The organism is Streptobacillus notomytis, from assembly GCF_001902585.1.
In the GTDB taxonomy this organism is placed as follows: Bacteria; Fusobacteriota; Fusobacteriia; order Fusobacteriales; family Leptotrichiaceae; genus Streptobacillus; species Streptobacillus notomytis.
In genome coordinates this window covers 1-15,244 of sequence record NZ_LKKV01000024.1, presented here as the reverse complement: position 1 = coordinate 15,244, position 15,244 = coordinate 1, and the positions used below count along the sequence as shown (strand labels likewise).

Genomic DNA, 15,244 nt, shown 5'->3' with positions numbered 1-15,244 from the left:
ATTAACTGCCTTTTTATTTACAGAGCATATAAATTATGATATAATTCTTTTGCAATCAAAATATTTGGAGGTCAAATTAATGAAAAGATTAGTATTATTAATTACTATGATGGTTACAAACTTAATGTTTGCAAGTGGTGTAGTTAATGTATATACATCAAGACATTATGATTCAGATAAATCAATTTATCTTGAATTTGAAAAACAAACTGGAATAAAAGTAAATGTAGTACAAAACTCAGATGTTTCAGCTTTAATTAAAAGATTAGAGTTAGAAGGGAAATCGACAGATGCAGATGTATTCATAACTGTTGGTGTTGGAGATTTATATACTGCAAAAACAAAAAATTTATTACAACCAATTAAATCAAAAAAAGTATTAAGTAATGTACCTTTTAGCTTTAGAGATAAAACTAATAATTGGGTAGGATTAACATATAGAGCACGTATATTTGTATACAATCCTGAAAAAGTTAATGTAAAAGAACTTTCAACTTATGAAGCATTAGCAGATAAAAAATGGGACAAAAGAATTTTAACAAGAAGTTCTGGAAGTTCATACAATAAACATTTAATAGCATTTATGATAGCTAAAAATGGAGAAAAATCAGCTTCTGAATGGGCAACAAAACTTGCTGAAAACTTTGCAAGAGAACCAAAAGGGAATGATAGAGATCAAGCTAAAGCAGTTCTTGCAGGTTTAGGAGATGTAGCTATAATGAATAGTTACTACATGGGTAGAATGACAGATTCTAAAGATCCACTTGAAAGAGAAGTTGCTTCAAAATTAAAAATATTCTTCCCTAACCAAAATACTGGGGGAACACATATTAACCTTTCTGGAGCAGGTATTACTAAATATAGTAAAAACCAACAAAATGCTATTAAATTTATAGAATTTTTAACAGACCAATATGCACAAATGGTATATTCACATGAAAATTATGAATATCCAGTAAACCCAAGAGCAGTTTTAAGTCCAGTAGTTGAAACATGGGGAAAATTTAAAGCGTCTAAGATTGACTTTGATAAAATAGGTCAAAATTTAGAAAAGGCTAAAATTGTTGCGGATAAAGCAAATTGGAAATAAGAAAGATAAACGTTTGGAAAATACTTTCACATATATTAATAGGGCTAATTATTAGCCCTATAATATATATAATCATAAATAGTTTTAAACCTAATAGTGATTTAACAAATCATATCTTTGAATATCTATTAAAAGAGTATGTTATAAATACAGCTTTTATACTAATTCCTACAGTTTTTCTTACTTTTATTATAGGAGTAGGACTAGCTTATTTTGAAACTTTTTATGATTTTAAATTTAGAAATTTTTTTAGATATACTAATTTTTTATCCTTTGCAATACCTAGTTATTTATTCGCATATATTTATGTTGACTTTATAACAGGACCTTTTTATGTTTTTTTGAAAAAACATGGTGTGAATATGTATTTAGATATTGCAAATATAAAAGGAGCAATAATAATGCTCTCTATCGCTTTTTATCCATATGTATATATTACATCGAGAGCGTATATGAAAAGAATTTCTATGGATTTAATATATTCATCTAAACTACTGGGACAAAGTAATTTTCAAACTTTATATAAAGTAATATTACCTGTATCTAGACCAGCAATAATAACAGGATTAATGTTAGTTATTATGGAAACTTTAAATGCTTTTGGTGTACCATTCTTTTTTGGTATTAGGGTTTTTAGTACAGGCATATATGATAGTTGGATTAATAATTATGATTTAGATGGAGCTAATAAATTATCAGTAATATTAATAATTATTGTATTATTTTTTCTTTTTATAGAAAAATTAAGTAGAAGAAAAATAAAATATTGTACAGGGAAAAATATTAAAATAAAAAGAGAAAAATTGAAAGGAATAAAACATATTTTAGTACTATCATTCTTTTTTACAGTTTTTTTCTTTACCTTATTATTCCCTATAATATATATTTTTAGATGGGTATATTTTTCTATAGGTTATGTTTATATAAAAGATGTGTTAATAAATACTAAAAATACTTTATTTATACTATTTTATACAGCCATATTTGTATTGATATTTGCTCTATTTCTAACTAATGTTAATAGGCTTAGTAAAAGAAAATGGATAATAAATAAGTTAAGCTCAGTTGGATATTCTATACCAGGGTCAGTAATTGCAATAGGTTTTTTATCTATATTTATAGGTATAGATTTGATATTAATAAATAGTGGCATAACTGAAAATATGTTGCTTATTAAAAGTCCTTTAATACTAGTATTTGCATATACAACAAGATTTTTATCTCTTGCTTATACACCTATAGAATCAAGTATTGAAAAAAATGGTAATAGTTTACATGAGAGTTCAAGATTATTAGGTATGGGTAAATTAAAAACTTTTTTTAAGGTAGATATATTTATGCAAAAGATAGCTATAATATCTGCTGCCTTATTATTATCCATAGAGATAATAAAGGAGCTGCCACTTGCAGCACTTTTATTAACGAAAACTACATTATCTATACAAATGAAAAACTATGCTAGTGATGAAGAATTAGTATTAATAGGTGTTCCTGCATTAATATTAATAAGTATTACTTTAGTATTAATATGTATATATAATCATTTTGATATGAAAGGGGAAGATTAATATGCATTTTTTAGAATTTAATAATGTAAGTTTCTCATATGATAAAAAATTGATTATTGATAATTATTCTTTTTATGTTGATAAAGGAGAAATACTTATGATAAAAGGAAAATCAGGAATAGGGAAGTCAACTTTATTAAGATTAATATCAGGATTAGAAGAACTTAAAAATGGTAAAATATTTTTAGATGGAATAGAAATTACAAATGAAAAAATAGAAAATAGGAATATAGGTTACCTGTTTCAAGAATTTGCTCTATTTCCTCATTTAAGTGTATATGATAATATTTCATTTGGTTTAAAAAAAGAAGATAAAAAAGAAAAAACTGCTAGATTATTAGAACTTATAGAACTTAAAGGTTATGAAAAGAGATATCCACATGAGTTATCAGGTGGAGAAAAACAAAGAGTAGCATTAGCAAGATCTCTTTCTGTAATGCCTAAACTCTTATTATTAGATGAACCATTTTCATCTCTTAATATGGAATTAAGGGAGAAAATAAGGTTGGATTTAAAAGATATATTGAAAAAAATTGGAATTACAACCATAATTGTAAGTCATGATTTAAATGATAGTATAATTGCAGATAGAGTAATAAATATGGAGTAAAAGATTAATATTTTACTCCTTTTTTAATTACTTGGAAATAAATTTTATATAAATTTGATTTTTGTAAAAATCAAGGTATACTATATTAATTAAAAAAAGGTGGTGAATATGGTGTTAGATCTATCTAAATTATCAACAGAAAAAAATAATGAAAATAGTAAAAATATTGAATTACAAAATACTTTTGAAATAATTAAAAGAATAAATGATGAAGATAAAAAAGTTGCATATAGTGTTGAGAAAGCATTATCTTCTATAGCAAAATTAATAGATGCTATTATAGAAAAAACTCTTCCTAATACAAGAATAATATATGTTGGAGCTGGAACTTCAGGAAGGCTCGGAATAATTGATGCTTCAGAATGCCCTTCTACATATGGAGTTGATTTTGAGACAATTCAGGGAATAATTGCTGGTGGTAAAGAGGCTATGTTTAAGGCTAAAGAACATGCAGAAGATGATATAGAACAAGGAATGTTAGATCTTAAAAAAATTAAATTAACAAAAGATGATGTTGTTATAGGATTAACTGCTTCAGGACGAACGCCATATGTATTAGGTGCCATTAAATATGCAAAAGAAATAGGGGCATTAACAGGTAGTATAACTTGTTGTGAAAATTCAAAGTTATCACAGCATGTAGATATTCCTATAGAAGTAGTAGTTGGTGCTGAAATTATAACAGGTTCTACTAGAATGAAGTCAGCGACAGCACAAAAAATGATATTAAATATGATATCTACAAGTGTTATGATTAAAAGAGGTAAAGTATTTTCAGGTTATATGGTTGATATTAAAACTTCAAATTTTAAGCTAATTGAAAGAGCTAAATTAATTTTAATGAATACTACTAATGTTAGTTATGAAGAAGCAGAAAAATATCTTGAAAAATCAGGTAGGAGTGTAAAGGTTGCAATAACTATGATACTTCTTAAAATAGAAAAAGAAGAAGCAGAAAATAAACTAAAAAAATATAATTATGATGTAGCGAGGTTAATACATGAGTATACTAGTTAAACTTAGAGAAAATAATGATTTTACATCAAGTGAGAAAGATATAGCTAAGTATTTGATGGAAAATTATAAAAATATAAAAAATATTGATGCAAAAAAGATTTCAGCAGAAACATTTACAAGTGTTTCAGCAGTTACTAGAACTTGTAAAAAAATAGGGTTAAGTGGATTCCAAGAATTTAAAATAGAAATGATAGAAGAAATAGCAAATTTAGAACAGTCAAAATTAAATTTTGAAAATGTGGATATAGAAAGAAATAATGATACAAGAATGATAATTGAAAAATTAAATAAATTAAGTATTAGTTCTTTGAAAGAAACCAAATTATTACAAGATCCTGAAATTATAGATAAAGTAGTAGAGTTAATTAGAAAGAAAAAAGTAATAGATTTTTATGGTGTTGGAGCATCACATATAGTTTGTTTAGATGCACAGTATAAGTTTATGAGGATAGGTAAAGTTTGTAATGTTTTTGGTCCATTTGATTTACAATATATACAAGCTGTAAATAGTACTGAGGATAATTTAGCAATTGTTATTTCATATTCAGGAATGACAAAAGATATAATTAAAATAAGTAATGTACTTAAGAATAAAGGGATAGAGACAGTTTCTATAACAATGTATGGTAATAATGAAGTTGCTTCAAAAGCAAATCATAACCTATATGTAACTTCTAAAGAATCATTAAAAAGAAGTGCAGCTATTTATTCAAGAATTTCAATGTTAAATCTAATTGATGTAATATATTTAAAATATTCAAACATGAATTTTGATGAAGTAAGTGTTAAGATTAATGAAACCAAAATAGAAAAAATAAAAGAAAAATAGAATAGGAGTTAAATTATGGATGCTAAAAAAGTTTCAAAAGAAATCTTTGAAGTATTAGGTGGAAGGAAAAATATTTTAAGTAATGCAGTTTGTATGACTAGACTTAGAATAGGAATTAAAGAATTGGTTGATTTAGAGTCTTTAAAAAAGATTGAAGGTGTTTTAGGAGTTATTGAATCTGACACTATTCAAATTGTTTTAGGACCAGGTAAAGTTAATTTGGTTGGAGAAGAATTTGCTAAATTAACTAATATTCCATTAGGTTTTGCTGATGTTAATAATGTTGCAAATGAAAATAAAAAAATTAATAAATCTAAACATAATGGAGTAGTTCAACAATTTTTACAAAAAATCGCTAATATTTTTGTTCCTTTATTACCTGGAATAATATCAGCTGGATTAATTCTAGGATTAATTAATGTTATTAACGTTACTACTAAAGGAGCATTTAATGGATATTGGTGGTTTGCTTCAATTAAGACAATAGGATTTGGGATGTTTACTTATTTAGCAATTTATGTAGGAATGAATTCAACTAAAGAATTTGGAGGAACTTCTATTTTAGGTGGAATTATTGGTGCCATATTTGTTGGAAATTCACTACATCCATTACTATTAAAAGTTAATGATACACCTTTAAATTTACCTATAGTTGATAGAGCTTTTTCTCCTAGTATAGGTGGATTACTTGCTTCATTATTTATGGGAATAATAATTGCAAAACTTGAAAGAAGTATTAGAAAAGTTATGCCTACAATTCTTGATACATTCTTTACTCCATTATTTACTTTATTAATAAGTGTATTTGTTGCAATATTATTAATACAACCATTAGGTACATATATTACTAAATTTATTTTTATAATACTTGATGTCGTGTATAATAAATTTGGCATAGTGGGTGGATATATTTTATCATCTGGATTTTTACCTTTAGTTTCAGTTGGTTTACATCAGGCTTTAACACCAATACACGTATTATTAAATGATCCTAGTGGACCTACAGGTGGTATTAATTATTTATTACCTATATTAATGATGGCTGGTGGAGGACAGGTTGGAGCAGGACTTGCAATCTATTTAAATACTAAGAATAAGAAGCTTAAAACTCTTACAAGAGATGCACTTCCGGTTGGAATTTTAGGTATAGGAGAACCTTTAATGTATGCAGTTACCTTACCTTTAGGTAAACCTTTTATAACAGCGTGTTTAGGTGCTGGATTTGGTGGATTGCTTGCATCATTATTTAAAATTGGTACAATAACTCAAGGTGTGTCTGGATTATTTGGATTATTAATAGTTAAACCAGGTACATGGCATTTATACCTAATAGCTATGATAGGTGCATATATAGGTGGATTTTTATTAACATATTTATTTGGTGTAGATGAAGAAAGAATAGAAGAAATTTACGGATAAAAATATTTTAGGAGATATAAAATGAAAAAATATTTATTAATAGTCTTATTATTTTTCACAACTTTTGTATATTCATTTAAAAGGGAAGATATTGAAATTTTTTCAAAATCTATGAATAAAATGATACCAGTTACAGTAATCTTACCTTATGGATATAGTAAGAATAATAAATATTCTGTAATTTACACTTTGCATGGCTGGTCTGGATCTAATAAAAGTTTTGTTGAAAATGCCCCTATAGGTGAATTAGCAGATAAATATAACGTGATATATGTTTCACCAGATGGAAATTATGATAGTTGGTATGTTGATTCAGAAGTTAATAAAAAATCAAAATATTCAACTTTTATTTCAAAAGAATTAATAGAAAATATAGATAAGATGTATTCAACTATTAAGGCTGCTAAAAATAGGGCTATAACTGGATTAAGTATGGGAGGTTATGGAGCATTTTTTATAGGATTAAATAACCCTAATGTATTTGGGAATATAGGGAGTATGAGTGGAGGATTAATTCCAGAAGAATTTAAAGGTAATTGGGGTATTTCTAAGATTATTAATAATAACTGGTCTGAGTATAATATAGATGCTTTAGTTCACAAACTATTATTTACAAGAACTAATGTAATATTTGATTGTGGAGTAAATGACTTTTTTATTGAAGTTAATAGAAGGGTACATAAAAAATTATTAGAATTAAATATTAATCATGATTATATAGAAAGAACAGGTATACATAATTGGGAATATTGGAGAAACTCAATTAAATACCAAAGCTTATTCTTTGTAGAAAATTTTAATAAATAAAAGGAAATAAATATATGAAAATAGGGTTTTCTATATACTTAAGTACTGATTTAGAAAAAAATAAGAATATTATTTATAAGGCTAAAAAATATGGTTCAGAATTTGTATTTACGTCCTTAAATATTCAAGAAGAAGATATGGATAAGGAAAAACAAATAGATGAAATTATTAAATTATGTTTAGAAAATGATTTAAAGTTAATAGTGGATATTAATGAAAATAGTAAGGATAAGATTAAAACTAATACTAATGTTTACTATAGAATAGATGATGGATATACATTAGATGAAATTATAGAGTTTATCAAAAATAATAAGCTTGTATTAAATTCAAGTGTTTTAAATGAAAAAGATTTAGAGTATATGAAATCAAAAAAAGTTGATTTTAGTAATATTTTAAGTTTACATAATTTTTATCCTAAAAAATATACAGGAATATCTTTAGAATTTTTGAAAAAACAGAATAAGAAATATTCTGATTATGGAATATTAAATATGGCTTTTATTCATGGAGATGAAAAAAGAGGACCAGTTTTTGAAGGTTTACCAACTTTAGAGGAACATAGGGATAAAAGAATATTAACTTCAGCATTAGAATTATTTTATAACGACACAGATGTTGTTTTAGTTGGTGATATTGATTTAAAAGAAGAAAATTGGAAAGATTTAGAATATCTGACAAGGGGAATAATACCACTTAAAATTGAAAAAAAGATTTTAATTAATGAAGTCTTTGAGGATAGAAGAGATTCATCAGATTATGTAATTAGAAATATGGTACATAATAGAAAAGAATTTGAAAAGTATGTTTTTGAAAATATTGATAAAAATGAATTAATTAGTGGAGAAAAAATAGAAATTGGAGATATATTAATTAGTAATGAAATGTATAAAAGGTATTCAGGAGAATTAGAAATAGCCTTAAAAGAATTAGGAATTGATGAAAAAAGAGATAAACTTACTAGGGTTATTTCTGAGGATTTAGAACTACTAAAATATATCAGAAAGTATAAAAAGTTTGTATTTATATAAATACATTCACTTGTTTTTTTTTAATCACTGTGATATAATTAACAATGTGAAAAAACAAAAAATGGAGGTTTTATGATGACAATAATTGAAAATGTTTATGCAAGAGAAATCCTTGACTCAAGAGGAAATCCTACTGTTGAAGTAGAAGTTTACTTAGAAGGTGGAGCTATGGGAAGAGCTTCTGTACCATCAGGGGCATCTACAGGTATACACGAAGCAGTAGAATTAAGAGATGAGGATAAATCAAGATACTTAGGAAAAGGTGTTTTAAAAGCAGTTGAAAACGTAAATGATATTATAGCAGAAGCTGTAATTGGTATGGATGCATTAGATCAAGTTGCTATTGATAAATTAATGATAGATTTAGATGGAACACCAAATAAAGGAAAATTAGGGGCAAATGCAATACTTGGAGTATCTTTAGCAGTAGCTAAAGCAGCAGCAAATCAATTAGGGTTACCTTTATATAGATATTTAGGAGGAGTTAATGCTAAAGAATTACCTGTTCCTATGATGAACATCTTAAATGGTGGATCACATGCTGACTCAGCTGTTGATGTTCAAGAATTCATGGTACAACCAGTTGGAGCAAAAACTTATAGAGAAGCATTAAGAATGGGTGCTGAAATTTTCCATCACTTAGGAAAATTATTAAAAGCTAACGGAGATTCTACTAATGTAGGAAATGAAGGAGGATATGCACCATCTAAAATTAATGGAACTGAAGGAGCTTTAGATATAATTTCAGAAGCTGTTAAAGCTGCAGGATATGAATTAGGTAAAGATATTACTTTTGCATTAGATGCTGCTTCATCAGAATTCTATAATTCAGAAACTGGAAAATATGTATTCAAAAGAGAAGGTGGAGTTGAAAGAACTTCAGAAGAAATGGTAGCATGGTATGAAATGTTATGTAACAAATATCCAATAGTTTCAATAGAAGATGGATTATCAGAAGATGATTGGGATGGATTTAAATTAATGACTGAAAAATTAGGAGATAAAATACAAATAGTTGGAGACGATTTATTTGTTACTAACACTAAGAGATTAGAAGAAGGAATTAAAAAAGGAATTGCTAACTCTATCTTAATTAAATTAAATCAAATCGGAACATTAACTGAAACATTAGATGCTATTGAAATGGCTAAGAAAGCTGGATATACAGCAGTTGTTTCACATAGATCAGGGGAAACAGAAGATGATACTATAGCTGATGTTGCTGTAGCAACAAATGCTGGACAAATCAAAACTGGATCAGCTTCAAGAACAGATAGAATTGCTAAATATAATCAATTATTAAGAATAGAAGATGACTTAGCTGGGGAAGCTTTATATAAAGGTTTAGATTCATTATATACAATTAAAAGATAGTAAATAAAATAAGAAGGAAATACATTCCTTCTTATTTTATTTTATTTTATATGTTTCTAATAATTTATCATTTTCAAGTAATATAGTGTGAGCTGTTGGTTGATCAAATGATTTATCATATTTTTTCATTAAATAATCATTAAGCTCAACCTTATTATTAAATATGATTACTTGATATGGTTCTTGGAAAGATAGTTTCTCAATAAATACGAATTTATTATTATCTTTTACAAGAATACCTATATGACCAATAAATAATATGCTTGGATCATCTAAATCATTATGTAATATTACAGATATCATACTAACATTTGAATCTTTAAAAGATATTTTTCTATTCTTCCATTCATTTTGTATATTTTTTAGATGTATTTTGTGATATTTAGTTAATTCTGTAGGTATATCAGTGTACAGTGCTAAAAATTTATCCTTTTGTAAATTTAGTTTTAATGGTATATTTTCTAAACTATCTTCATCAAGGAATAGAAAACTTGAACTTCCATTTATTTTTGAAGTATTTTCTATGTTTATAACATCATTTATTAATGTAAATGATGTTATTCTACAATTACAACCTACAAAATCTGGATATTTTTTTGTAAGTTTATCTATCATATCTTCAATGTTGTATTCTATTTTTACAGGATTATCAATTTCTTTAAATTCATCAATTAATTCTTTACTTTCAACTGCATCATTAAATAAATTTACTTGGCTTAAGAAAGAATCTATATTTTCTTCTTTAATATTATTTTTAAGTAATAGTTCTTTTATAAATTTTTTAGATTTTTCTCCGGCTAAATTACTATACATAATTTTATTATTACTCATATTACTATTACAAGTAAATAGGCAAATAAGTGTAATAATAGTAATTAATATTTTCTTCATTTTTCTTCTCCTAAATATATATTTTCTAACTCATTACTATCTAAGAAATTAAAGGGTAGCACAGGGTATTTATTTTTAACCAATTCGATTTCATCTATTTTTAAATTTCTACTTGCCTCAAGGAATATATTGTATACAAAATTTGAGCAGTAGGTATATAGATTATCGGGATCATTACCTACAAAAATATGGTATTTTTTGTTATAGTACTTTGGAAGTATTTTTTCAATTTCTTCTTCAAGTTCACTATCCATATTTTTATATCTTAGAATAGTAATTTTTCTATTATCTATATGTGAAAATGAATATATAGGACTATCTGAAAAATAATCATCAAATCCTTTAATTTCAACTAATTTCTTATCTTTATTAAGTATAAATAAATGACCAAATTGTTGAGTTATTTCACTTCCCTTATTTAGAACAATAATATCAAATGGTTTTAATTTTTGTATATTTCTATTAACATACTTAAATGTGTACCAATGATAATTATCGAAATTATATGAATAAATATTAAATGAGAAAAATATTGCAACAATTAATAATATTTTTTTCATTATTCTATCCTTTCTAAAAATGTTTCTGCAAATTTAAGGGCTATTTTTTTTGAACCTACAGCAAAATTAACTGTTATTGATTTAGGTGTAATTTCTTTAATTATACCTTTTCCATATTCATTATGATAAACTTTTTCTCCTATTTTAAATGATGTATCTATTTTAGTAGGAATTATTTTAGAGTTATTAATAAACTTAAATGGATTAAAGTTTTCTATAGATTTTTTATTTGGATTAACAAATCTTACTACTTCATTATCATTATTAAGTTTAGGTTCTCTATTATTTGGATTAAATATTTCAGTTTTAAGTTCTTTTTGTATTTCTCCTATAAACCTTGAAGGTTTAACAAAATAGTTAGTCATAGAACCCCATGTTTTTCTTTCAAGTGAATGAGAGATGTATAAATCTTCCTCAGCACGAGTTACAGCTACATAAAATATTCTTCTTTCCTCTTCAAGTTCATCTTCCATAAAATTACTATCTTCGTTAGGGAACAGACCTTCTTCAACACCTATTAAAAACACAGTATTAAACTCAAGTCCTTTTGAAGCATGTATAGTCATTAGTTTAACAAAGTTTTCTTCTTCGACTAAATTATCAGAAGGAGAATTCAAAGCTACATTTTCTAAATATTCTGGAAGAGATAAAAACCCTGCTTCTTCTTCAAGTATAACTATTGAATTTATTAATTCTTGAATATTTTCTTCTCTATCTTCTTTATTATCATATGTTTCAAGAGCTAAACTATAGTTTATATCATCCATTAAATCTTTTAATATTTCAGAAGTTGTCATATCTTCTTTAGCAACAATGTATTTAGTTATTAAATCTTTAAATGATATCAGTTTATTTTTAGCATTACTTGAAATTTCATTATCTATATGAGATATAGCTTCAAATAGTGACACTTGATTTTTTGATGCTATATTAGCTAAGATTTCTATAGTTTTAGGTCCTATAGATCTTTTAGGGAAATTTATTACTCTTTCAAAACTTAAATCATCTTTAGTATTATTTATTAATAATAAATATGAAATTAAATCTTTAATCTCTTTTCTATCAAAGAATCTTAGACCACCATATATCTTATATGGTATCTTATTTTGAATAAAACTTTCCTCTATTGCTCTTGATTGAGCATTTGTTCTATATAATATAGTGAAATCTCTATAATTTTTATCTTTTTTTATTCTTAATTCACTAATTTTATCAGATATGAAGTTTGCTTCATCTGTTACATTTATTGCTGTGAAAATACCAATTTTTTCACCTTTATTATTATCTGACCATAATTTTTTACCCTTAGATGATTTATTATTCTTTATTACGGAATTAGCAGCATCTAATATAGTTTGGGTAGATCTATAATTTTGGTCAAGTTTAATGATTTCTGCATTTGGATAATCTTTTTCAAAATTTAATATATTTCGTATATTCGCTCCTCTAAATGCATAAATACTTTGATCTTCATCTCCAACAACACATATATTTTTGTGTTTTTTTGCAATCTTTTTAATGATTTGATATTGTATTTCGTTAGTATCTTGATACTCATCTATTAATATGTATACATATCTATTTTGTATTTTTTCTAAAACATATTCATCATCAAGTAGAGCTTTAGCATTAACTAATAAATCGGAGAAGTCCATTGAATTACTTCTTTCAAGTTTTTCTTGATATTCTCTAAATATTTCTCTAAATTCCCTATTAAAAGGTAAGTTCATATCTAGTTCTTGCTCAAGATTAGTATAGTTTAACCCTAATTCTTTAAGTCTACTAATTTTTGAAATAATTTGAAATTCCTTGTACTTTTTATCAAGTCCTTGGCTCTTTAAAATCTTTTTTATCATAGATTTTTGGTCGTTATTATCATAAATATTAAAATTAGTAGTATATCCTATTCTCTCAGAATATGTTCTTAGCAATCTTACAGCAAAAGAGTGAAATGTAGATATTGATACATCGTTGTTATCACCAACTAATGTTTCAACTCTTTCTTTCATTTCTTTTGCAGCTTTGTTAGTAAATGTTAATGCTAAAATATTTTTAGGATTAATATTTTTTTCTTTTATCATATGTGCAATTTTAAATGTTAGTGTTCTTGTTTTTCCACTTCCTGCACCAGCTAATATTAAAGTTTGACCATCTATTAGTTTTGCAGCTTTCTTTTGCTGTGTATTTAAGTTATCTAAGATACTCATTACTCATCTCCCTTTAAAATTCCAAAGGTAAAATATCAGAATAATACATAGCCTTACCTTTTTGATTTATTATAAATTGTATTTTTTCTTCTAGTTCATTTAACACTAAAATTTTGCTGTTTTTTAGTTTAAGTTTAATTAAAAATTTATCAAATAAAGAAAATACATCTTCATAATTTTTTTCAGAATATATATGTATTATATTATAGTCATTATCAAGCTTTAAATCTTTTTGAAGTGCATTTATTGTATCTTGAAGTCCACCGAATCCATTAACTAAATTTAATTTTATTGCTTCACTACCTAACCAAATTTTTCCTTGTGCCACTTTTTCTAAAGATTCAGGGGTTAATTTTTTATTATTTTTCAATATATCTTTTTTAAATTCAGAATAAACATCATTAAGTTTTCTTTGATAAGTGCTTCTTTCTTCATCTGTTAAATCCTTATTAGGACTTAATAGATCAACATATTTTCCTTTAGTTACACCATCAATATTTATCCCAAATTTATTTAATGCTTTTGAATAATTAGGTATTATTGAAACAACCCCTATAGATCCAGTTATAGATGAAGGATTGATAAATATTTTATTCCCAGCACTAGATATGTAATAACCACCACTTGCAGCTATATTTCCAATAGAAATATACACTGGAATTTCTGATTTTCTTATTTTATTATATATTTGTTTTGCTTCTATAGCCGCTCCACCAGGAGAGTTAATTCTTATTACTATACCTTTTATTCCTTCTATTTTATTAGCTTTTTCAAATTTTTTATTGAAATTATCATAAGAAATATATGTAGATGTTGAATTACTTTGTTCAGTAATTTCTCCGTCAAGATAAATTACAGCTATTTTATTAGAGCTAGTATTAATTTCTTTTATTTTCTTTTCTGAATAATCTTGTAAAGAAATAGTATTATGATCTTTTAAGTCAATTTTTTCAGCTAAATCTTCATAAAACATTATTTGATCTATTAAATCTAAATCTCTTGCCTTTTCTGGACTTATGTATGCATACTCACCATTTAATAGTTTTTCTTTAAATATTTCTGGTTTAATTTTTCTTGAATTTGCATTTTTTTGTATGAATAAATCTAATCTTTTATCAAGTATTCTAGTAAGTGTTTCTTTTTCTTCTTTACTTATACTATTTCTAGTATAGTTTTGTCCAAAGCTTTTATGACTTCCAACATGTATTACTTCAATTTCAAATCCATATTTATCAAAAAGATTTTTGTAATACATATTCTTATTTGAATATCCAGTTAAAATTATATCTGTATTTTGTGTTTCTGGAACTATAATTTCATCTGCGAAAGTAGCAATACCATAGTTTGTATTGTTAATTACACTACCATAAGCATATATTTTTTTATTAGCCAATTTTATTTTATTTAATACAGGTTCTAATTCTTCTAATTGTGCAGCTGAGAAAGCTGTAGTATCTAAATTAATAAATATTTTTTGAATCTTATCATCATCTGAAATAATATTAAGTGAATTGTATACTTCTGAAAATGTAATGTTCTTTCCATTTATATATTTTATAGAATTTGTAAATTTATCTTCAGATGGTATAAAAATATCTGAAATCAATACATTAGTTTTTTCTGATTTTAATTCATTTTTAGCAAATATTCCACCTGCAATCACAGTTATTAATATTATTATTAAAGTAATGTATACAAAAAAAGAATATATCTTTTTAATAGTGTACATCAAAATATTTTTAATAAGTTTAAACATAAAATCTTTCCTTTCTTTCTTTTCTATTTATCATAACATATATATAGTTTAAAAGCAATTTGTAATAGTGTATCAGTTGAAAAGC

The 15,244-nt window shown here is 25.3% G+C and carries 13 protein-coding genes; 9 read left to right on the top strand and 4 right to left on the bottom strand.

Features of this window, described 5'->3' with window-relative positions; translation table 11 throughout:
• Positions 1-79: 79 nt before the first annotated feature.
• The 9 genes from BUE91_RS00790 to eno all read left to right on the top strand — a co-directional run bounded on the left by BUE91_RS00790 (position 80) and on the right by eno (position 9,745).
• Entirely contained in the window at positions 80-1,090 is a 1,011-nt protein-coding gene (locus tag BUE91_RS00790; RefSeq protein WP_073507634.1) for a Fe(3+) ABC transporter substrate-binding protein, read from the top strand.
• Positions 1,081-2,658 carry an ABC transporter permease gene (locus BUE91_RS00785; RefSeq protein ID WP_066901017.1) on the top strand — a complete coding sequence of 526 codons (1,578 nt, stop codon included), beginning with the start codon at positions 1,081-1,083 and terminating at the stop codon, positions 2,656-2,658. The genes BUE91_RS00790 and BUE91_RS00785 overlap by 10 nt, the downstream gene beginning before the upstream one ends.
• Before the next feature lies 1 nt (position 2,659).
• Positions 2,660-3,268 carry an ABC transporter ATP-binding protein gene (locus BUE91_RS00780; protein ID WP_073507633.1) on the top strand — a complete coding sequence of 203 codons (609 nt, stop codon included), beginning with the start codon at positions 2,660-2,662 and terminating at the stop codon, positions 3,266-3,268.
• A gap of 108 nt (positions 3,269-3,376) precedes the next feature.
• Positions 3,377-4,285, top strand: coding sequence for an N-acetylmuramic acid 6-phosphate etherase (gene murQ / locus BUE91_RS00775; RefSeq protein WP_073507632.1), 909 nt, complete (start codon positions 3,377-3,379; stop codon positions 4,283-4,285).
• Entirely contained in the window at positions 4,269-5,114 is an 846-nt protein-coding gene (locus BUE91_RS00770; RefSeq protein ID WP_066901023.1) for a MurR/RpiR family transcriptional regulator, read from the top strand. Before murQ ends, BUE91_RS00770 begins: the two co-directional genes overlap by 17 nt.
• 15 nt (positions 5,115-5,129) lie before the next feature.
• A complete protein-coding gene (locus BUE91_RS00765) occupies positions 5,130-6,533 on the top strand; it encodes a PTS transporter subunit EIIC (protein WP_073507631.1) in 1,404 nt (467 codons plus the stop codon).
• A gap of 21 nt (positions 6,534-6,554) precedes the next feature.
• Entirely contained in the window at positions 6,555-7,340 is a 786-nt protein-coding gene (locus BUE91_RS00760) for an alpha/beta hydrolase (protein ID WP_073507630.1), read from the top strand.
• 14 nt (positions 7,341-7,354) lie between these two features.
• Complete coding sequence (locus tag BUE91_RS00755) at positions 7,355-8,371, top strand: MupG family TIM beta-alpha barrel fold protein (protein WP_073507629.1); 1,017 nt, start codon at positions 7,355-7,357, stop codon at positions 8,369-8,371.
• 75 nt (positions 8,372-8,446) lie between these two features.
• Positions 8,447-9,745: a phosphopyruvate hydratase gene (gene eno / locus BUE91_RS00750; RefSeq protein WP_066901028.1), complete on the top strand. Its 1,299-nt coding sequence runs from the start codon at positions 8,447-8,449 to the stop codon at positions 9,743-9,745.
• Between the two features lie 36 nt (positions 9,746-9,781).
• Here the strand turns inward: eno and BUE91_RS00745 are convergent, their stop codons facing one another.
• From BUE91_RS00745 to sppA, 4 genes are read right to left on the bottom strand one after another with little or no spacing between them, the layout of a single operon-like run.
• On the bottom strand, positions 9,782-10,636 hold the full coding sequence (locus BUE91_RS00745; protein WP_073507628.1) for a DUF4300 family protein: 855 nt from the start codon (positions 10,634-10,636) through the stop codon (positions 9,782-9,784).
• Positions 10,633-11,196 carry a YiiX/YebB-like N1pC/P60 family cysteine hydrolase gene (locus BUE91_RS00740; protein WP_066901032.1) on the bottom strand — a complete coding sequence of 188 codons (564 nt, stop codon included), beginning with the start codon at positions 11,194-11,196 and terminating at the stop codon, positions 10,633-10,635. The genes BUE91_RS00745 and BUE91_RS00740 overlap by 4 nt, the downstream gene beginning before the upstream one ends.
• Positions 11,196-13,403: an ATP-dependent helicase gene (locus tag BUE91_RS00735; RefSeq protein ID WP_073507627.1), complete on the bottom strand. Its 2,208-nt coding sequence runs from the start codon at positions 13,401-13,403 to the stop codon at positions 11,196-11,198. Before BUE91_RS00735 ends, BUE91_RS00740 begins: the two co-directional genes overlap by 1 nt.
• Before the next feature lie 13 nt (positions 13,404-13,416).
• Positions 13,417-15,159 carry a signal peptide peptidase SppA gene (gene sppA / locus BUE91_RS00730; RefSeq protein WP_073507626.1) on the bottom strand — a complete coding sequence of 581 codons (1,743 nt, stop codon included), beginning with the start codon at positions 15,157-15,159 and terminating at the stop codon, positions 13,417-13,419.
• Between the last annotated feature and the right edge of the window lie 85 nt (positions 15,160-15,244).